Genomic DNA, 17,298 nt, shown 5'->3' on the forward strand with positions numbered 1-17,298 from the left:
GTGCGGCGGCCCGGGCGCTCTCCGGAGAGCCCGGGCTTGCCGCTACGCTTGGGCGTCGTGATCAGGGTTGGAGTTCTCGGCGCCCGCGGGCGCGTCGGTGTCGAAGTCTGCAAGGCCGTCCACGCGGCCGAGGACATGGAGCTCGTCGCGGCGGTGGACGCCGGCGACCCCGTCGAGTCGCTGGCCGCGGCCGAGGTGGTGGTCGACTTCACCCACCCCGACGTGGTCATGGACAACCTGAAGTGGTGCATCGAGCACGGCGTGCACCCCGTGGTGGGCACGACCGGCTTCGACGCGGGCCGCCTGCAGACCGTGCGCGGCTGGCTGGCCGCCAACCCCGGCGTCAACGCCCTCATCGCCCCCAACTTCGGCATCGCCGCCGTGCTGATGATGCACTTCGCTCAGCAGGCGGCGCGCTACTTCGAATCGGTCGAGATCGTCGAGCTGCACCACCCCGGCAAGGCGGACGCCCCCTCGGGCACGGCGCGCCGCACCGCCGAGCTGGTCGCCGAGGCGCGGCGCAAGGCGGGCCTCGGCGCGATGCCGGACGCCACCAGCTCCGAGCTGCCCGGCGCGCGCGGCGCCGACGTCGAGGGGGTCCACGTGCACGGGGTGCGCCTGGCGGGCCTGATCGCCCACCAGGAGGTCCTGCTCGGCGGCGACGGCGAGATCCTCACGATCCGCCACGACACGATGAACCGCTCGTCGTTCACGCCCGGTGTGCTGCTCGGCGTGCGCCGCGTGCGCGAGCTGCCCGGCCTCACCGTCGGCCTGGAGCACCTGCTGGACCTGTGACCGGCCCCGGCCGTCAGAGGGTGAGGGCCAGGCCGAGCGTGAACAGCGCGCCGAAGGCCAGCTGAAGGCGGCCGGTCCGCTGCAACGTGTCGATCAGCGCGCGGCCCTGGCCGCCGTCCTTGACCGTCCTCGCGGGCACCAGCGCCAGCGGCAGCGCGAGGACGGTGAGCGCCGCGAACGGCCGCGCCCACGCCAGGGCCAGCGCGACCAGGAACGGCGCCAGCACGCAGACGACGTAGAGCACGCGGGTGCGGGCGTCGCCGAGCACGACCGCCAGCGTGCGCTTGCCCGCGGGCGTGTCGGTGACGATGTCGCGCAGGTTGTTCACCACCAGCAGCGCGCAGGCCAGCAGCCCGACCGGCACGGCCGCCGCCACCGCGAGCCACGGAAGCCGCTCCATCTGCACGTAGGTCGTGCCGGCCACGGCCACCAGGCCGAAGAACACGAACACCGAGATCTCGCCGAGCGCCCGGTAGCCGTAGGGGCGCGAGCCCCCGGTGTAGAACCAGGCGGCGGCGATCGCCAGCGCGCCGACGGCCAGCAGCCACCAGGCCCGGGTGGCCACCACCAGGACCAGGCCCGCGACGGCCGCCGCCAGGAAGCAGCCGAGCGCGGCCAGCAGCACCGACCGCGGCGAGGCGACCCGTGACCCGACGAGCCTGAGCGGGCCCACGCGCGCCTCGTCGGTGCCGCGCACGCCGTCGCTGTAGTCGTTGGCGTAGTTCACGCCGATCTGGAGGATCAGCGAGACCAGCAGGGCCAGCAGGGCGCGCCACCAGACCGCCGCGCCGTACGACGCCGCCACGCCCGTACCCACGACGACGGGGACCACCGCCGCGGGAAGGGTGCGGGGCCGTGCCCCGGCGAGCCACTGTGCGGGTGTCGCCACCGTCGTCCCTCCGATCGGATCCGTGTCCGGGCACGGGACGCCCGGCGCGCGGCGGGAATTCGCCTGTGCAGGGTATTTCATGGCCGTCCCGTGACCCGCCGCCGGGGGCCGCCCCGCCGGGGTCAGCTGATGTCGGTGGCCAGGCGGAGCATGCGCACCGGGCGGCCCATGTCGAGCACGCGCTCGGCCTCGTCCGGCGCCCACCCCGCCGAGGACAGGAAGCCGAGCCGGGCCTGGTCGTCGGCGAACACCCAGGTGACGACGGAGGCGAAGCCGTCCTCGCGCAGGTGGTCGACGGTGGCGTTCAGCAGGCGGCTGCCGTGTCCGAGGCGGGTGTGGTCGGGGTCGACGAGCAGGGTGAGCAGCTCGGCCGTGACGGCCGGGTCGAGGTCGGGGTCCTCGGCCGGGGCGTGCGAGGCCAGCCCGACCACGCGCGGGGCTCCGCCGCCCTCGGCCAGGGCGGTGAGAGGATCGTCGGCCTCGACGGCGACCAGGACGCGGTGGCGCGGCGTGGGCGGCGCCACGACGGCCTCCTCCCACTGGCGGCTCCACAGCTCCTCGGCCGCGGGCCCGGTCATCTGCTCCAAGGGCTCGTCGGGCAGGACCCCGCGGTACCCCGACCTCCACGCCCTGATCTGGGTGGCCGTCACCGCCGGGACGTCCTCACGCCGCGCGGCCCGCACCCCCACGTCCGCCATACCGGCAGCCCCCTTTCGCTCTGCCCCACACCGTATCCGGGGCGGGGCCGCGGCGGGGAACCGCCTCGATCTACCGGGAGCCCGCCGGGGACGGGGAGTCCTGGCGGCGGCGGGCGCGGTAGGCGCGGGTCTTGGTGCGGTTGCCGCACACGCGCATCGAGCACCACGAGCGGGAGCGGTTCTTGGAGGAGTCGAGGAACGCCCACTGGCAGGTGGCGTCGGCGCACACCTTCAGGCGGGGCCAGGAGCCGTCGGCGTGCGCGCGCAGGACGGCCGCCGCGACGAGCCCGAGCCCTCGCGCGGCGCCCTCGCCGACCGGTTCGGGCGTGGGGACGCCGCCGGGCAGGGCGACCCGCAGGGGGAAGGCGGCGAGCGCGGACTCCAGCCGCGCGAGGGCGGGCGCGGCCTCCGCGCCGGGGCGCAGCGCGGCGCGCAGGCCCTCGCGCAGGCCGACGGCCACGGCGAGGTCGTCGTCCACGGCGCGGTCGGCCTCGGTGATCAGCGCGCGTTCGCGCAGCCAGAGGGCGAGCTCGGCCGGGGAGGCCAGCTCGTCGGTGTCGCTCTCGACGTCGTAGGTGTTGACGAAGTCGCGGAGCAGTTCCGCCGGCGCGTCCATGACACCACTGTACGGCAGTAGAGGGTTTCGCTCGGTGGTCATCCGCGCCCCCCGCCCGTCAGGGAGTCCAGGGCGGCGCCGAGACGGCGCACCCCTTCGGTCAGCTCGGCGACGTGCGCCGCCGCGATGTGCGTGACCCGGACGAAGGGGCCCGGGGGGTCGGCGGGGTGGTAGATCGCGCCCGGGCTCACCAGCACCCCGGCGCGCTGCGCGCTCTCGACCAGCGCGGTCTCGTCGGTCTCGTCCGGGAGCCGCACCCACAGGTGCAGGCCGCCCTGCGGCGCGGGGCGGACGCCGGCCGCGGGCAGGTGGCGGGCCAGGGCCGCCGACAGCGCCGCGCCGCGCGCCTCGATCTGCGCCGACACGTTCGCCAGGTGACGGCGCCAGCCGGGCGAGCCCAGGAACTCCAGCGCGGTCTCCTGCAAGGGGCGGGCCACGAAGAACGACTCGACGAGCTGGGAGGCCCGCAGCCGCCGCGCCGCCGGGCCCCGGGCGATCACCGCGGCCACGCGCAGGCTCGGCGCGGTGACCTTGGTGAGCGAGTTGACGTGGACCACGGTGCCGTGCGCGTCCAGCGTCACCAGCGAGGGCGGGACGGGCGAGGTGGCGAGGTAGCGGGCGTAGTCGTCCTCGACGACGAACGCGCCCGCGGCACGGGCGACCGCGAGGATCTGCTCCCTGCGCGCCGCCGGCAGCACGGCGCCGGTCGGGTTGTGCAGGGTGGGCTGGCAGTAGAAGACCCGCGCGCCGGTGACGGCGAACGCCTCGGCCAGCAGTTCGGGGCGCACCCCCTCGTGGTCCATGGGGACGGCCACCGCGCGCAGCCCGGCGGCGCGCGCCGCGGCCAGCGCGCCCGGGTAGGTCGGCGTCTCCACGAGCAGCGCGCCGCCCGGGGCCGCGAGCGCGCGGAAGGCGTGGGTCAGCGCGGCCTGGCCGCCGCTGGTGATCAGGACGTCCGCCTGGGTGACCCCGCCGCCGACCTCGGTGGCGAACCAGCGGCGCAGCTCGGCCACGCCGTTCAGCGGCGGGAGCGACCAGGCGTCGGGGCGGCGCACCGCGCGCGAGGCCGCCGCGGCGAGCGCGGCCGACGGGCGCAGGCCCGGGTGCAGGTAGCCGCCGGTGAGCGGGATGATCCCCTCGGGCGGCGGTGTGAGCAGGCCGCTGACCGCCGTGTCGTCCACGGACCTGTCGCCCAGGGACACGGTCTGCCAGGACAGGTCGGCGGCGTCGCCGGCCGTGACGGAGGGGCGCGGCGCGACGAACGCACCGACGCCGGGCCGGGTGACCACCCGTCCCTCGGCGGCGAGCGAGGCCAGCGCCCGCGAGACGGTGACCGGGCTGACGCCGTGCCGCCGGGTCAGCTCCCGGCTGGAGGGCAGCCGCGCGCCGGGCCCGAGATGGTCGGCCTCCCGCCGCAGCTCGGCCGCCAGTCGGGCGATACTGCTATCGTCTGACATGAGAAGCAAGGATAGCGCTATCGCTCCGTCGGCAGTATCGCCCACCGGCTCCGGGACGCCGCGCGGCGTGCCGGAGCGCGCCGGAGCCGCCTGGCGGGGGACCGTGCTGGCGGGGCTCGGGGTGCTCGCCTTCTCCGGCAGCCTGCCGGCCACCCAGTTCGCGATGCGCGGCTTCGACCCCTACCTCGTCGCGATCGGCAGGGCCGCCGTCGCCGCGCTGATCGCGGGCGTGTGCCTGGTGGCGGCCGGAGCGCCGCTGCTGCCTTCCCGGGCGCGGCTCGGGTCGCACGCGGTCATCGCCGCCGGGGTGGTGTTCGGGTTCCCGCTGTTCAGCGGGCTCGCGCTGGACGCGGGGGCGAGCGTGTCGCACGCCGCCGTGGTGGTCGGCCTGCTGCCCGCGGCGACCGCGGCGTTCGCCGTGCTGCGGGCGGGGGAGCGGCCGCGTGCCCTGTTCTGGGTGGCCTGCGCGGGCGGCGCGGTGTCGGTGACGGTCTTCACGCTGAGCCGGGGCGGCGGGCGCCTGGCCGGCGCCGACCTGCTGATGGTGGCGGCCCTGCTGTGCGCGGCGGCCGGGTACACCGAGGGCGGCAGGCTGGCCCGGCAGGCCCCCGGCTGGCAGGTGATCTCGCACGCGCTCGTGCTGGCCGCGCCCGTCACGGTGCCGGTCACGGCGGTGCTCGCGGCGGTCACGCCCGTGAACCCGTCGGGCGAGGCGGTCGCCGGGTTCGCCTACGTGGCGCTGGTGTCGATGTTCCTCGGGTTCATCCCCTGGTACGCCGGGCTCGCCAGGGGCGGCATCGCCCGCGCGGGGCAGACCCAGTTGCTGCAGCCGCTGATGTCCGTGCTGTGGGCGTGGCTGCTGCTGGGGGAGCCCCTGGAGGTCGCCACGGTGGCCGGGGCCCTCGCCGTGCTGGTGTGCGTCGCCGTGACACAGCGTGCGCGGTCCTGAGCGCCACGCTGAGCGCCTCAGGGTTTCCGGCCATGCCCGAATGTACGGGAACCCCTGCGGGCCGGTCAGGGCCGATCAGGGCGCGCCGCCAACAGGTCAGGCGCCGAGGGGGACGGAGTAGACGAGGCGGAAACGGTCGCCGGGGACGACGACGTCACTGGTCTCGACCGGGCGGTCGCCCGACCAATGGGTGCGCTCGACGTGCAGGACGTGCACCCCGGTGGGAAGGTCGAGCAGGTCGCTCTCGGTGGGCTGGGGCACGCGGGTGTGGACGCTCTCGCGGATGTCGGTGATCTTGACACCGGCGGCGGACATGCGCGCCAGCAGGCCCTTGCGGCCGTTGGAGCCCTCTTCCGCGACGGCCTGCCCCTTGCCCAGCTCGGCGGGCTCGTAGGAGGTGGCGAGCTGCATGGGCCTGCCCTCGGCGCGGAAGACGTAGCGCGTGCGGACGACGGGGGCGGCGGGCTGCAGGCGCAGGCGCCGGGCGATCTCGCGGTCGGCCTTGACCGGCTCGCTGCGCCAGTCCCAGGTCGCGCGGTGTCCGCCGAGCTGCATGTCCGCCGCGAACGGGGCGTCGTGGTCGATGTGGCGGGAACGCTGCAGGGGATACAGCACGGACTTCTCGCGGACGTAGTGGCCGGAGCCGACCCTGCCGATGATCAGACCCTCGGCCGCGAGCACCCGCAGCGCGTGCCTGGCGGCGGTCTCGCCGACGCGGAAACGCTGGGTGAGCTGCGCGCGCGAAGGGATCGGCGCCCCGGGCGGCAGGGTGCCGTCGACTATCTGGGCCCGCAACTCTTCCACAACACGGAGGTACACCGGATCGTTGCCAGTCATCCGACCATCCCTGGGGCGTTCGAGATCGTTTTCTTATCTTGCCGTAATCATGAGACAACGGGGAGTAACGGGCTGGATTTGGAGCGCCAACTTTACCAAATGTGGTTCTGTGGTGACAGTGAGTCGTGGCGCCGTGGGCGGACGCGGCCCCGGCCGGAGGGAACAGGGGGTGACCTGCGCAGCCGTGTGCCCTGATGGGCGCGCTGATCGCCGAAGCGCCGGGGACGCCGGCGAGCGGGCGGCCGGAGCGATCGGAAAATTCTCCGCAGAGGCGTGTAACACCCCCGTAAGCCCCGTCGATAACACGACAGAGGTCGTCGATGTGTGTACCCCCGAGCACATATCGGCGGCCTCTATCCATGTCCCGGCAACCTTTGGCAAAGCCCTACACATCCCACCGAACACTCCTGGCATGGAGAACCGGGGTGGCGGGGTCCACCGTCCCCTCGGATCCGGGTACCGTTCCCTCTATGGCATCGCCAACAGGAACCTCCGACGCGCCCTTCGGCCGCATGCTGACCGCCATGGTCACCCCCTTCACCCCCGACGGCGCACTCGACGCCGAAGGCGTCCAGCGGCTGGCGACCTACCTCGTCGACGAGCAGCACAATGACGGCCTCGTCGTGAGCGGCACGACCGGAGAGTCCCCGACCACCACCGACGCGGAGAAAGAGCAGATCGTCCGCCTCGTCGTGGAGGCCGTCGGCGACCGCGCGACGGTCGTGGCCGGTGCCGGCAGCAACGACACGCACCACTCGGTCGAGCTGGCGAAGGCCGCCGAGCGCGCGGGCGCGCACGCCCTGCTCGCGGTGACGCCGTACTACAACAAGCCGCCGCAGGAGGGGCTGTACCGGCATTTCACCGCCATCGCCGACGCGACCGGCCTCCCGGTGATGCTGTACGACATCCCCGGCCGCACGGGCACGCCCATCTCCAGCCAGACGCTGACGCGCCTCGCGGTCCACCCCCGCGTCGTCGCCGTCAAGGACGCCAAGGGCGACCTGTTCGCCGGCGCCCAGGTCATGGCCGCCACGGGCCTGACGTTCTACTCGGGCGACGACGCCCTGAACCTGCCCTGGCTGTCGCTCGGCGCGGCCGGCTTCGTCAGCGTGGTGGGGCACGTCGTGGGCACGGAGCTCGCCGAGATGATCCGCCGGTACCGTTCCGGGGACGTCGACGGCGCGCGCGACATCAACCGGCGCCTTCTGCCGGTCGTGGCGGGCGTCATGACCCGCACCCAGGGCGTGATCACGGCGAAGGCGGCGCTCGCCCTGCTCGGCAGGGACGCGGGGCCCGTGCGGCTCCCGCTGGTGGACGCCACCGCCGACGAGATCGCGGCCCTCAGAGAGGACCTCGTCGCGGGCGGCGTCAAGCTCCCCGGCTGACGCCCGGCGCCCTCGGGCCGCACATCGCGACCGCCCGCGCGGGCGGAGCAAGACCGCAACAGGCCGCGCACCGGCGCGGTGGGAGGAACAAAGGGTTTGAGACACGGATATAACGAATACGGTCCGCAGAGCGCCGGACGGCTCGGCGAGGGAGCCGTGCGCGGGCGGCGGGCCGGCACGGACGGGGGTAGAGCATGAGTCATCCGCATCCCGAGCTTGGACCGCCTCCGCCGCTTCCGGCGGGCGGTCTGCGCATCGTCGCGCTGGGCGGGCTCGGTGAGATCGGCCGCAACATGGCGGTCTTCGAGTTCGACGGCCGCCTGCTGGTGGTCGACTGCGGCGTGCTGTTCCCCGAGCCCGACCAGCCGGGCGTGGACCTCATCCTGCCCGACTTCGACTACATCAGGGACCGGCTCGACGACATCGAGGCCGTCGTGCTGACCCACGCCCACGAGGACCACATCGGCGCCGTGCCGTACCTGCTGCGGGAGCGCGCCGACATCCCGCTGGTCGGCTCGCGCCTCACCCTGGGCCTGATCGAGAGCAAGCTCACCGAGCACCGCATCCAGCCGGTCAAGGTGGAGGTCGCCGAGGGGACGCGACGGCCGTTCGGGCCGTTCGAGTGCGAGTTCTTCGCGGTCAACCACTCCATCCCCGACGCCCTGGCCGTCGCCATCCGCAGCCCCGCCGGCATCGTGCTGCACACCGGCGACTTCAAGATGGACCAGCTTCCGCTGGACGGCAGGCTGACCGACCTCGGCGGCTTCGCACGGCTCGGCGCCGAGGGCGTCGACCTGCTGATGTCGGACTCCACCAACTCCGAGGTCCCCGGGTTCGTGCCGAGCGAGCGCACCATCGGCCCGGTGATCGACGAGGTGTTCCGCAGCGCGACCAAGCGCATCATCGTCGCCTGCTTCGCCTCGCACGTCCACCGCGTGCAGCAGATCTTCGACGCCGCCGAGGAGAACGGCCGCAAGGTCGCGCTGATCGGCCGTTCGATGGTCCGCAACATGGGCGTGGCCCGCGAGCTCGGCTATCTGCGGGTGCCGGCCGGCCTGCTGGTCGACTCGCGCGAGATCGAGGAGTGGCCGCCGGAGGACGTCGTGCTCATCTGCACGGGGTCGCAGGGCGAGCCGATGGCCGCGCTGTCGCGCATGGCCAACCGCGACCATCCGATCCGGGTGGCGGAGGGCGACACCGTCGTGCTGGCGTCCTCGCTGGTGCCCGGCAACGAGACCGCCGTCAACAAGGTCATCAACGGGCTCACCCGCTGGGGCGCCCGCGTGATCCACAAGGGCAACGCGACCGTGCACGTCTCCGGCCACGCGGCCGCGGGCGAGCTGCTGTACGTCCTCAACCTGACCAAGCCGTCCAACTTCATGCCGGTGCACGGCGAGTGGCGCCACATGCGCGCCCACGCCAAGCTCGCCGCGCTGACCGGCGTCCCCGACGACCACATCGTCATCGCCGAGGACGGCGTGGTGGTCGACCTGGTGGACGGCAGGGCGCGGGTCACCGGCGCGGTGCAGTGCGGCTACGTCTACGTCGACGGCTCCTCGGTCGGCGCCGTCACCGACGTCGCGCTGAAGGACCGCCGCATCCTCGGGGACGAGGGCTTCATCTCGGTGGTCGTGGTGGTCGACTCGACGACGGGCAAGGTCACCGGCGGGCCGGAGATCTACGCGCGCGGGTCGGGCATCGAGATCGAGGCGTTCGACTCGGTGATCCCGCTGATCGAGTCCGCGCTGGAGGACACGGCGGCCGACGGCGTCGCCGACCTGCAGCAGATGCGCCGCGTGACCCGCCGCATCGTGGGGCGCTGGGTCAGCGACACCTACCGCCGCCGGCCCATGATTATTCCGGTGGTCGTGGAGGTCTGACGCGGCGTAGGTTTCTCGTGCCCCCGAACCGCGCACGAGGAGCCGCCGCATGCCCGAGAACCTCCGGACCGCCGACACGCCCGACGGCGCGGGACATCCCGCCGACGCGCCGGTGCGCGCCTCCGCCTCCGCGGACGGCGTCACCGGCGTCACCGGCACCGCCGTGAAGGTCGTCTTCACCAAGTACGACGGCTCGCTCCACTGGCACCACGACGCGTGGCGGCTGGGGGAGGACGAGCACGGCGTGTGGCTCGGCTGCCCGCCGGGCACGCCCACCGCGCGGGGCTCGGAGCCCCCGGTCGTCTGGGAGCACGCGTTCGTCATGCTGTTCCCCCGGGACGCCTGGTGGACCGCGACGTTCAACTCCCGCGCCTGGAAGTGCGCGATTTACTGCGACATCACGACCGTCCCCCGCTGGGACGGCGACCGGGTGACCATGGCCGACCTCGACCTGGACGTCCTGCTCATGCAGGACGGCCGGCTGTTCGTCGACGACGAGGACGAGTTCCTGGAACACCGGGTGCGCTACGGGTACCCCGAGCACGTCGTGGCGGAGGCGCGGCGCTCGGCCGACCGGCTGATGGCCGCGATCGACCGGCGCGACCCTCCGTTCGGGGGCGCCCACGAGCGCTGGCTGGCCGAGGTGCTGTGACGGCCCGTACCCCTTAAGGGGGTGCCGGGAGCCGTCCGCGCGCGAAGATCGCGCTATAAATCTGGGCATGGCGAAAAGAGTTCTCGTTACCGGCGCGGCGGGTCGTATCGGCAGATGCCTGGCCGAGGGACTCCCGGCGTACGGGCACGCGCTGCGGCTTCTCGACAGGGTCCCGATCGAGGGCGGCCCGCACGAGGCGGTGGCGGGCGACGTCACCGACCCGGCGGTGCTGGCGCGGGCCATGGAGGGGGTCGGCGCCGTCGTCCACCTGGCCGGCATCCCCTCCACATCGGCGTCCCACGAGGACCTGCTCACCGCCAACATCGAGGGCACCTACCGCGTCTTCGAGGCCGCGCGGCTGGCCGGGGCCGAGCGGGTGGTGTACGCCAGCAGCAACCACGCGGTGGGCTTCACCCCGCGCGCGGACCTGCTCCCCGCCGACACCCCGGTCGCCCCGGACTCCCACTACGGCGTCAGCAAGGCGTACGGCGAGGCGCTCGGCCGCTACTACGCCGACCGGTACGGCATGCGCGTGGCCTCGCTGCGCATCGGCACGTTCGCGCCGCGCCCTCCGCTGCCGCGCGCCCTGTCCACCTGGCTCAGCCCGGCCGACGCGGTGCGCCTCGTGCACGCCTGCCTCACCGCGCCGGACCTGACCTACGCGGCGGTCTGGGGCGTGTCGGCCAACACCCGCAACTGGTGGGACCTGTCGGCGGGACGCGCGCTCGGCTACGAGCCGCGCGACGACGCCGAGGCGTACGCGGGGGAGCTGCCGGAGCTGGACCCCGGCGACCCGGAGTACGCCTGGGTCGGCGGCCGGGTCGTCGAGAGCTGACCGTGCGCGACGCGGCGTCCGCGGTGACAATGGACCGGAACGGCGCGGCGAGGAGGACCGGCATGATCGAGCGCGAGACCTCTGTGCCGCACGTCAAGTCCGCCGTGCGCACCGTCGAGATGCTCGACTTCTTCGCGCGCAACCCGGGCCTGCACGGCCTGCCGGACCTGCAGGCGCGGCTCGGCTACCCCAAGAGCAGCCTGCACGCGCTGCTGCGCACCCTCGCCGACCTGGGCTGGATCGAGACCGACGCCACCGGCACCCTGTACCGCGCGGGCCTGCGCACGCTGCTGGTCGGCGCCACCTACATCGACGGCGACCCGGTGGTCCAGCTCGCCCGCGACGCGCTCGACTGGCTGGCCGAGGCCACCGGCGAGACCGTCCACCTGGGCCGGCTGGACCGCTTCGACGTCGTCTACCTGGCCACCCGGGCCTCACGCCACTCCCTGCGGCCCGTCACCCGGGTCGGCGCCCGGCTGCCCGCCAGCACCACCTCGCTCGGCAAGGCGATCCTCGCCGCGCGCGAGGAGGGGGAGGTGGCGCGGCTGCTGCCCGCCGAGCTTCCCCGTCCGACCAGGCACGCCATCGCCGACCGGGACAGGCTCGCGGCCGACCTGCGGCGGATCCGCAGGCGGGGGTACGCGGTGGACCGGGAGGAGAGCGTCGACGGCCTGCGCTGCTTCGGCGTGGCCCTGGACGTCGCGCGGCCGCCCCGCGACGCGGTCAGCGTGTCGGTGCCCGTGCCCCGGCTGACCACGGGCAGGGACAAGGAGATCGCCGCCTGCCTGCTGGAGGCCCGCGACCGCATCGAGCTGGCCGCCCGCGGGGCCGTGCGCGCGCGCTGAGCGGGCAGCTCCCCGCAGCGGCCGCTGTTAGTAGGCTCAGCACGTGGTCAGGGAAGGCAGCTCCATCGACAAGGCGCTGGCGGTGCTGGAGGCGATCGCCGAGCACCACCGCGTCACCGACATCGCGGCGGCGACGGGGGTGTCCAAGTCGACCGTGCACCGCATCCTGCAGTCGCTGGTCGAGTGGGGGTTCGCCCGCCCGGACGGCAACGGCGGGTACGAGCCGGGGCCGCGCATCCTCACCCTGGCCGGCAAGGTGATGAGCCGGTTCGACCCCTCGCGGCAGGCGTCGGCCGCGCTGCGCGCGCTGCACGACCGCACCGGCTACACCACCCACTTCGGCATCCTCGGCGGCGACGAGGCCGTCTACGTCGAGAAGCTTGAGGGCCGCAGGCCCTACCAGATGCCCTCGCGGGTGGGCATGAGCCTGCGGCTGCACTCCACGGCGATCGGCAAGGCGGTCCTGGCGGAGCTGGGCGACGACGAGGTGCGCGCCCTGGCGGCGCGCACGGGCCTGGCCCGGTGCACGCCGGCCACGCTGACGGAGGTGGAGGAGCTGCTCGCCCACCTGGGCGAGGTCAGGAACCTCGGGTACGCGGTGGACGACGAGGAGAACGAGCCCGGCGTCCGCTGCGTCGGCGCGGCGGTGTTCGACCACACCGGCCGCGTGCTGGGCGGCATCTCGATCTCCACGCTGGCGATGGACATGGACCGCGGCGCGCTGGAACGGCTGGGCCCCGAGGTGGCCGCCGCGGCCCGCGAGGTCTCGACCGCCCTCGGCGCGCCCGCGGCGGCACGGGCCCGCTGACCCGCGAGAGGGTCAGGGCGCGACCGGGCCGGGCGTCCTTGCGTCCAGCAGGCGTTCGATCTCCCGGGGTGTCGCCACGCGTCCGGTGCCCCCCTGGCCCTCCAGGTTGACGGCGGCGGCGGCCGTGCCGGCGCGCACGGCGTCGCGCAGCGGGTCCCCGAGGGCGAGCCGGGCGGCGACCGTGCCCGCGAACGCGTCGCCGGCCCCCGTCTGGTCGACGATCGCGGCCGGGGGGACGGCGGGGATCCGTTCGGGCGCCGCGCCGCCGCCGGCGAGCAGCACCCCGTGGGCGCCGCGGGTGACGGCCACGGCGCGCGCCCCGCGCTCCAGGCAGGCGCGGGCCGTCTCCGCCGGGTCGCCGGTGCCGAGCAGGGGGAGGCTGTCGCCGGGACAGGAGGGGGTCATCAGCGCGGTCGCGGGGGCGATGGCCTCCAGCGCCGCCGCGGCCTCCTCGGCGCCGGTGAGCCGTGCCCGGTAGTTGGGGTCGTAGACGACCCTGCCCCCGGCGGCGTCCACGGCGCGCGCGGCGTGCAGCACGGCCGCGGCGCACGACTCCGACAGGGCCGCGGTGATGCCGCTGACCAGCAGGACGGCGGTCTCGGCGAGCGGCGCGCGCGCCACGTCGGCGGGTCCCATGCGGGAGGCGGCGCTGCCGGAGCGCATGTACGCGAACGCGCGCTCGCCGCTCGGGTCGGCCCCGACGGCGTAGGCGCCGGTGGAGCCGTCGCCCTTGAGCATCCACCGCGTGTCCACCCCGCGGGCGGCGGCGAAGGCGATGAGCCGTTCCCCGAACTCGTCGTTCCCCACCAGCGTCACCAGGGCGACGTGCGCGCCGGTCGCGGCGGCGGCGACGGCGGCGTTGAGCGCGTCGCCGGAGAACGACAGCCGGAAGGCGTCCGCCTCGGTCAGCGGAGCGGGCGCCGAGAACTCGGCGAGCGGCTCTCCGACCACCATCACATCCACGAACGGACTCCTCCTGGTTCCATGTAATGGAATTGGATTCTACGTTATGCAAACGATGCCGGGGTGCGGGGTGGTCGCCGGAGGCGGTGCGGCATCGCGCTCTACCATTCCGTTACATGGAATTGAGCGTCAATACATAGAACGTTGATGTGCGCGGCGCGCCTCCCCGGCCTGCCGCCGCCTCATGCGTACCCTCGGTAGCATGGCCACCCGTACGTCGAAAAGCACCCCAAAAGGGTCGGCGAAGCGGTCCACGTCGCCCCGCCCGGCCTCCGGCAAGCGGCCATCGGGCGCGCGGGCCACAGGGGGGCGCACGCAGGGCCGCCAGGCGCGCCGCCCCGCGTCCTCGCCGCCGGACCCGATCAGCTGGGTCTTCGTCGTCATCGGGAAGCTCTTCATCGGCGTGTGGCTGCTCGTCGCCAACGGCATCGGCACCGCCGCGCGCGCCTTCGGCGACCAGGCGCGCGAGCTCGACCCGGCCCACCGCCGCGACGGGCTCGGCCTCGCCGTCCTCGGCTCGGCCATCGCCCTGGCCGCGATGACCTGGCGCTCCACCCAGGGCACCTTCGCCTCCGTCGTGGACGCCGTGCTGCGCGGCGCCGTCGGCTCGCTGGCCTGGTCGGTGCCGATCCTGCTCGCGCTGGTGGCCTGGCGCCTGCTCAGGCACCCCGACCAGAACGCCGACACCAACCGCATGATCATCGGCTGGACGGCGCTGCTCGCCGGCCTGCTCGGCGTCATCCACGTCGCGCACGCCACCCCCTACCCCTCCGGGCCGGCCAAGACCGACGGCATGGACCAGGTGTCCGCGGCGGGCGGCATGATCGGGTTCATCGTCTCGGCGCCGCCCTCCAGCATCCTTCCCGCCTTCGTGACCATCCCGCTGCTGCTGTTGCTGTCCGGGTTCGGCGTCCTGGTGATCACGGCCACGCCGGTGCACCGCGTGCCCGAGCGGCTCGCCGAGATCCGGCACATGCTCTTCCAGAAGTCCCCGGACGGCGGCGCCAAGCCCGCGGGGGAGACCGGCAAGCCCGCCCGCCGCCCGCGCAAGGGGGCCAAGGGGAAGGAGGCCCAGGACGAGGCGGAGACGGGCGACCACGTCAGGCCCTACGACACCCCCGTGGTCGCCGACGCGCCCGGCGCCAGGCCCGGGCGCGAGGACCACTCCCCGGAGATCGTCCCCGGCCTCGTCGACGAGCCGGCCGGCGAGCCCGCCGACGAGGAGGCGCCGCCGCGGCCCGCCCCCGAGCCCCCGCACCCCTCGCCCGCGCCGCGCAAGGTCGAGCAGCTCGTGCTGTCCCCGCAGGCGGGCCCCTACGAGCTTCCCGACGTCGGCACGCTGCGCCCCGGCACCGCGCCCAAGCCGCAGACCAAGGCCAACACGATCGTCGTCAACGCGCTCACCAGCGTGCTCGAACAGTTCTCCATCGACGCCCAGGTGATCGGCTTCACCCGCGGCCCGACGGTCACCCGCTACGAGATCGAGCTCGGCCCCGCCGTCAAGGTCGAGAAGGTCACCGCGCTCACCAAGAACATCGCCTACGCCGTCAAGTCGGCCGACGTCCGCATCCTGTCCCCGATCCCGGGCAAGTCCGCGATCGGCGTCGAGATCCCGAACACCGACAAGGACCTGGTCAGCCTCGGTGACGTGCTGCGCTCCCAGGTCGCCCAGGCCGACCACCACCCGATGATCGTGGGCCTCGGCAAGGACGTCGAGGGCCGCACCATCGTGGCCAACCTCGCCAAGATGCCTCACCTGCTCATCGCGGGCGCCACCGGTGCGGGAAAGTCGGTCTGCGTCAACGGCCTGATCTCCTCGATCCTGATGCGGGCCACCCCCGACGAGGTGCGCATGGTCCTCGTCGACCCCAAGCGGGTCGAGCTGTCGTCCTACGAGGGCATCCCCCACCTGATCACCCCGATCATCACCAACCCCAAGAAGGCCGCCGAGGCCCTGGAGTGGGTCGTCGGCGAGATGGACCGCAGGTACGACGACCTGGCGGCCAGCGGCTTCCGGCACGTCGACGAGTTCAACAAGGCGGTCAAGGCCGGCAAGCTGGTGCCCCCGCCGGGCAGCGAGCGGGTCTACCAGCCCTACCCCTACCTGCTGGTCATCATCGACGAGCTCGCCGACCTCATGATGGTCGCCCCCCGCGACGTCGAGGACTCCATCGTCCGCATCACCCAGCTCGCCCGCGCCGCGGGCATCCACCTGGTCATCGCCACCCAGCGCCCCTCGGTGGACGTCGTCACCGGACTGATCAAGGCGAACGTGCCCTCGCGGCTCGCCTTCGCCACCTCCTCGCTGGCCGACTCGCGGGTCATCCTCGACCAGCCGGGCGCCGAGAAGCTCGTCGGCCAGGGCGACGCGCTGTTCCTGCCCATGGGCGCGAGCAAGCCGATGCGCCTGCAGAACGCCTTCGTCTCCGAGAAGGAGATCCACGAGGTCGTCGCGCACTGCAAGTCCCAGATGCAAGCGGAGTACCGCGACGACGTCGCCGCGGCGGCCACCGCCAAGCGCGAGATCGACGAGGAGATCGGCGACGACCTCGACCTGCTGGTCCAGGCCGCCGAGCTGATCGTCACCACCCAGTTCGGCTCCACCTCCATGCTCCAGCGCAAGCTGCGCGTGGGCTTCGCCAAGGCCGGGCGCCTGATGGACCTGCTGGAGAGCAGGAGCGTCGTCGGCCCGAGCGAGGGCTCCAAGGCCCGCGAAGTGCTCGTCAAGCCGGACGAACTGCCCGGGCTGCTCGCCGACTTGCGGGGAGAGTGACCCCTCCGCCACCGATCCCCTCGGTTACTGGTTGAATATGAATGACTACGCATCGTCGGAATACGGGCGCGTAGCGCAGTGCACGGCGAGGGGGACGTATGAGCATTGGAGTGACGCTGGCCGCGGCACGTCACGCGGCGGGCATGACGGTCGCTCAGCTGAGCGGCCGCACGCGTATCAGGGAGACGGTCATCTATGCCATCGAGCGGGACGACTTCTCGCTCTGCGGAGGCGACTTCTACGCCCGGGGTCACGTCCGCAACATCGCCAAGACCCTCGGGCTCGATCCCGACGCGATCGTGCACCAGTTCGACGAGGAACACGGCGGCGTTCCCCGGCCCGTGCGCGCGGCGGCGGTCTTCCAGGCCGAAAATTCGATCAAACTCCGGGAGCGCCGCAGCCCCAACTGGTCGACCGCGATGGCGATCGCCCTCGCCATCGTGGCGGTCTTCGGCGTCGCCCGCGTGATGAGCGGCACCGGCGAGCCCGTCGCCCCCGACCCCAAGGCCGGCGTCCCCAAGGCCCCCGCCCCCTCGTCCAAGCCCTCGGCGGCCGCCAAGGTCGCCGAGCGGGGGAGCGATCTGGTCACCCTGCAGGTCAAGGCCACCAAGCCGTCCTGGCTGGAGGTCAGCGACAGCAAGGGCAAGCAGATGTTCCGCGGCACCCTGCCCGCCGGGCGCACCTCCACCTGGAAGGCGCGCAAGGAGGTCCGGGTCACGATCGGCAACGCGGGCGGCGTCGACCTGGAGGTCAACGGCAAGCACATCGGCGTGCCCGGGAAGCTGGGCCAGCTCGTCCACAAGTCGTTCGGCCCCGAGGAGCCGGGCTCGCGCTGACCGGGGCCGCTCGCGCGCGGCCGGGGCGACCACGGCGGCCGCGCGGGGCCGCCGTGCCCGCGCGAGAGCGGGGTGAGTGC

16 protein-coding genes are annotated in these 17,298 nt (G+C 73.8%); 10 read left to right on the forward strand and 6 right to left on the reverse strand.

The window, feature by feature from the left end:
* Positions 1 to 57 precede the first annotated feature (57 nt).
* Positions 58 to 795 (forward strand): 4-hydroxy-tetrahydrodipicolinate reductase, encoded by a 738-nt coding sequence (gene dapB, locus BJ981_RS21775; protein ID WP_184613196.1) that lies wholly within the window; start codon positions 58 to 60, stop codon positions 793 to 795.
* A gap of 13 nt (positions 796 to 808) precedes the next feature.
* Here dapB and BJ981_RS21780 read toward each other — a convergent pair whose 3' ends face one another.
* From BJ981_RS21780 to BJ981_RS21795, 4 genes are all read right to left on the reverse strand, one after another.
* Positions 809 to 1,684 carry a 1,4-dihydroxy-2-naphthoate polyprenyltransferase gene (locus BJ981_RS21780; protein ID WP_184613198.1) on the reverse strand — a complete coding sequence of 292 codons (876 nt, stop codon included), beginning with the start codon at positions 1,682 to 1,684 and terminating at the stop codon, positions 809 to 811.
* Between the two features lie 122 nt (positions 1,685 to 1,806).
* Positions 1,807 to 2,382, reverse strand: coding sequence for a GNAT family N-acetyltransferase (locus tag BJ981_RS21785; RefSeq protein ID WP_184613200.1), 576 nt, complete (start codon positions 2,380 to 2,382; stop codon positions 1,807 to 1,809).
* 70 nt (positions 2,383 to 2,452) lie between these two features.
* Entirely contained in the window at positions 2,453 to 2,998 is a 546-nt protein-coding gene (locus tag BJ981_RS21790; RefSeq protein ID WP_184613202.1) for a CGNR zinc finger domain-containing protein, read from the reverse strand.
* Positions 2,999 to 3,036: 38 nt separating this feature from the next.
* The gene (locus BJ981_RS21795; protein WP_184613204.1) at positions 3,037 to 4,455 is read right to left on the reverse strand and encodes an aminotransferase-like domain-containing protein; all 1,419 of its coding nucleotides are present in this window, start codon (positions 4,453 to 4,455) and stop codon (positions 3,037 to 3,039) included.
* Positions 4,456 to 4,522: 67 nt separating this feature from the next.
* On the opposite strand from BJ981_RS21795, the gene BJ981_RS21800 reads away from it, so the two are divergent.
* Complete coding sequence (locus tag BJ981_RS21800; RefSeq protein ID WP_239139030.1) at positions 4,523 to 5,404, forward strand: DMT family transporter; 882 nt, start codon at positions 4,523 to 4,525, stop codon at positions 5,402 to 5,404.
* A 96-nt stretch (positions 5,405 to 5,500) separates the two neighbouring features.
* On the opposite strand, the gene BJ981_RS21805 is transcribed toward BJ981_RS21800, so the two are convergent.
* Entirely contained in the window at positions 5,501 to 6,241 is a 741-nt protein-coding gene (locus BJ981_RS21805) for a GntR family transcriptional regulator (protein ID WP_184613208.1), read from the reverse strand.
* Positions 6,242 to 6,711: 470 nt separating this feature from the next.
* On the opposite strand from BJ981_RS21805, the gene dapA reads away from it, so the two are divergent.
* The 6 genes from dapA to BJ981_RS39290 all read left to right on the forward strand — a co-directional run bounded on the left by dapA (position 6,712) and on the right by BJ981_RS39290 (position 12,646).
* A complete protein-coding gene (gene dapA / locus BJ981_RS21810) occupies positions 6,712 to 7,626 on the forward strand; it encodes a 4-hydroxy-tetrahydrodipicolinate synthase (protein ID WP_184613210.1) in 915 nt (304 codons plus the stop codon).
* 194 nt (positions 7,627 to 7,820) lie between these two features.
* A complete protein-coding gene (locus BJ981_RS21815) occupies positions 7,821 to 9,506 on the forward strand; it encodes a ribonuclease J (RefSeq protein WP_184613212.1) in 1,686 nt (561 codons plus the stop codon).
* A 49-nt stretch (positions 9,507 to 9,555) separates the two neighbouring features.
* Positions 9,556 to 10,158: a DUF402 domain-containing protein gene (locus BJ981_RS21820; protein ID WP_184613215.1), complete on the forward strand. Its 603-nt coding sequence runs from the start codon at positions 9,556 to 9,558 to the stop codon at positions 10,156 to 10,158.
* A gap of 67 nt (positions 10,159 to 10,225) precedes the next feature.
* Positions 10,226 to 10,993 carry an NAD-dependent epimerase/dehydratase family protein gene (locus BJ981_RS21825; protein WP_204070032.1) on the forward strand — a complete coding sequence of 256 codons (768 nt, stop codon included), beginning with the start codon at positions 10,226 to 10,228 and terminating at the stop codon, positions 10,991 to 10,993.
* 62 nt (positions 10,994 to 11,055) lie between these two features.
* Positions 11,056 to 11,838, forward strand: coding sequence for an IclR family transcriptional regulator (locus BJ981_RS21830; protein WP_184613217.1), 783 nt, complete (start codon positions 11,056 to 11,058; stop codon positions 11,836 to 11,838).
* Positions 11,839 to 11,881: 43 nt separating this feature from the next.
* Positions 11,882 to 12,646, forward strand: a complete 765-nt coding sequence (locus tag BJ981_RS39290) for an IclR family transcriptional regulator (protein WP_184613219.1) — start codon at positions 11,882 to 11,884, stop codon at positions 12,644 to 12,646.
* 12 nt (positions 12,647 to 12,658) lie between these two features.
* Here BJ981_RS39290 and BJ981_RS21840 read toward each other — a convergent pair whose 3' ends face one another.
* The gene (locus tag BJ981_RS21840; protein ID WP_184616305.1) at positions 12,659 to 13,600 is read right to left on the reverse strand and encodes a PfkB family carbohydrate kinase; all 942 of its coding nucleotides are present in this window, start codon (positions 13,598 to 13,600) and stop codon (positions 12,659 to 12,661) included.
* Positions 13,601 to 13,811: 211 nt separating this feature from the next.
* Between BJ981_RS21840 and BJ981_RS21845 the strand changes: the two genes are divergently transcribed.
* Together BJ981_RS21845 and BJ981_RS21850 are read left to right on the forward strand one after the other, a co-directional pair.
* Entirely contained in the window at positions 13,812 to 16,382 is a 2,571-nt protein-coding gene (locus BJ981_RS21845; RefSeq protein WP_184613221.1) for an FtsK/SpoIIIE family DNA translocase, read from the forward strand.
* Positions 16,383 to 16,480: 98 nt separating this feature from the next.
* Positions 16,481 to 17,218: a helix-turn-helix domain-containing protein gene (locus tag BJ981_RS21850; protein ID WP_184613222.1), complete on the forward strand. Its 738-nt coding sequence runs from the start codon at positions 16,481 to 16,483 to the stop codon at positions 17,216 to 17,218.
* The last annotated feature ends 80 nt before the right edge of the window (positions 17,219 to 17,298 follow it).

The organism is Sphaerisporangium krabiense (genome assembly GCF_014200435.1).
Taxonomy (GTDB): Bacteria; Actinomycetota; Actinomycetes; order Streptosporangiales; family Streptosporangiaceae; genus Sphaerisporangium; species Sphaerisporangium krabiense.

Excerpts from the sequence above, each read along its gene's own strand:
- BJ981_RS21785 (WP_184613200.1), bottom strand. The coding sequence starts at position 2,382 with ATGGCGGACGTGGGGGTGCGGGCCGCGCGGCGTGAGGACGTCCCGGCG.
- BJ981_RS21790 (WP_184613202.1), bottom strand. The coding sequence starts at position 2,998 with ATGGACGCGCCGGCGGAACTGCTCCGCGACTTCGTCAACACCTACGAC.
- BJ981_RS21795 (WP_184613204.1), bottom strand. The coding sequence starts at position 4,455 with ATGTCAGACGATAGCAGTATCGCCCGACTGGCGGCCGAGCTGCGGCGG.
- BJ981_RS21805 (WP_184613208.1), bottom strand. The coding sequence starts at position 6,241 with ATGACTGGCAACGATCCGGTGTACCTCCGTGTTGTGGAAGAGTTGCGG.
- dapA (WP_184613210.1), top strand. The coding sequence starts at position 6,712 with ATGGCATCGCCAACAGGAACCTCCGACGCGCCCTTCGGCCGCATGCTG.
- BJ981_RS21815 (WP_184613212.1), top strand. The coding sequence starts at position 7,821 with ATGAGTCATCCGCATCCCGAGCTTGGACCGCCTCCGCCGCTTCCGGCG.
- BJ981_RS21820 (WP_184613215.1), top strand. The coding sequence starts at position 9,556 with ATGCCCGAGAACCTCCGGACCGCCGACACGCCCGACGGCGCGGGACAT.
- BJ981_RS21825 (WP_204070032.1), top strand. The coding sequence starts at position 10,226 with ATGGCGAAAAGAGTTCTCGTTACCGGCGCGGCGGGTCGTATCGGCAGA.
- BJ981_RS21830 (WP_184613217.1), top strand. The coding sequence starts at position 11,056 with ATGATCGAGCGCGAGACCTCTGTGCCGCACGTCAAGTCCGCCGTGCGC.
- BJ981_RS21840 (WP_184616305.1), bottom strand. The coding sequence starts at position 13,600 with ATGGTGGTCGGAGAGCCGCTCGCCGAGTTCTCGGCGCCCGCTCCGCTG.
- BJ981_RS21845 (WP_184613221.1), top strand. The coding sequence starts at position 13,812 with ATGGCCACCCGTACGTCGAAAAGCACCCCAAAAGGGTCGGCGAAGCGG.
- BJ981_RS21850 (WP_184613222.1), top strand. The coding sequence starts at position 16,481 with ATGAGCATTGGAGTGACGCTGGCCGCGGCACGTCACGCGGCGGGCATG.